We start from the raw sequence: 1,358 nt of genomic DNA on the forward strand, positions 1-1,358 counted from the left end.
CTCGACAAGTGCGACTTTCGCTTCCGGCAGCGGCATCGACCTGCAGAACCTGGCCGGCACCGCAAGCTTCGGCACCGGTACGCTGACCAACACCGGTTCGGGCACGTCGTTCAATGTCGGCTCGGGGACCGCAGCCAGCGGCGGCAACGCGACGACTTCCTATGGCGGCACGATTGCCAGCAACGGAACGGGCGCTGCGGCGTCGATCCAGAGCATGACCGGTGGCTCGGTGACGCTGTCGGGTAATCTGACCGATACCAATGCGGCCGCCGGCGGCAACATCGTCGTTGCCGGTAACGACGCAGCCGCGATCACGTTCTCGGGCGCGACCAAGCAGATCAATTCGGGCGCGACGGACGGCGTGAGCTTGGGCATCATTGGCAATTACGGCTCAGGCGCCCCGGCACTCAATACCAACAGCACGATCGACTTCACCCATGGCGGCCTTGATATATCGACAATGGCCGGGGCGGGCTTCGTCGCAATTGGCGATTTAGGCCCGGCTGGCGCAACCTCCACCATTATTACCGTCACCGGCGCGGGCAACAAGATCAATGCCGGCAGCGACGGGCTTGCTGTGTATGGTGCCAATGTCGGCAGCGCCGGCATTACCTTCGACAGCATCTCGGCGGACTCCACGATCCCCCTTCCCGGCGACCCCGGCGGTGCCGGAGTGACGCTGTTGGGCGCCAATCTCGTCGGGGATGTCAACATCGGCGGCCTGAGGGATACTGGATACACCGGCGCCTGGCTGTACGCCCTGAGTGGCACCGGAGAGGTCAATTTCACCGGGACGATCGATCTCGACGTCCAATATGCCGGGTTCAATATCGGCGGTCCCGAGGTTGGTACCGTCAACATCGCCAATGTCGCCGGATCCACCCTGACCATCGATGGCGGCCAGTTCGGCATCATACAGAGCTCGCAGGGCGGGACCGTCAACGTCGGCATCAACGGCAGCGCCAGCATCACGAACACCACCCTCTCGGCTATCAGCCTCGGCGGCGGCAATGACCTGGCCTTCACCACGCTGACCTACAAAGGTTCGATCACGGTCGGTGTGGGCGCGGTGTTAAGCGCCACGGGCGATGCGACCCGTCTGAACATGAGCGGTTCCGTCGTTTCCACCACGTCATCGACGGCCTTCGACTTCTTTGGCCATGCCGAAGGCATATACGATATTTCGAGCACCATCGATCACAGCGGTGGCGAGGGTGTCGCCATCGGCGGCTCGGCCAACGGCACGGTCACCTTCTCCGGCACGTCGAAGATATTCAACACCGGCGCCAACGATGCCATCGTCAAGGCACCGTCGTACGTGATGGACCCGCAGACCAAGGGCACTCTCGCCTTCACCA

At 63.0% G+C, this 1,358-nt stretch carries 1 pseudogene; it reads left to right on the plus strand.

The features are described from left to right. Window positions 1-214: 214 nt before the first annotated feature. Window positions 215-1,358: pseudogene (locus EN893_RS38415) on the plus strand (hypothetical protein); the annotation flags it as partial.

Origin of the sequence: Mesorhizobium sp. M7A.F.Ca.CA.004.04.2.1 (genome assembly GCF_004022825.1) — a bacterium.
Classification (GTDB): domain Bacteria; phylum Pseudomonadota; class Alphaproteobacteria; order Rhizobiales; family Rhizobiaceae; genus Mesorhizobium.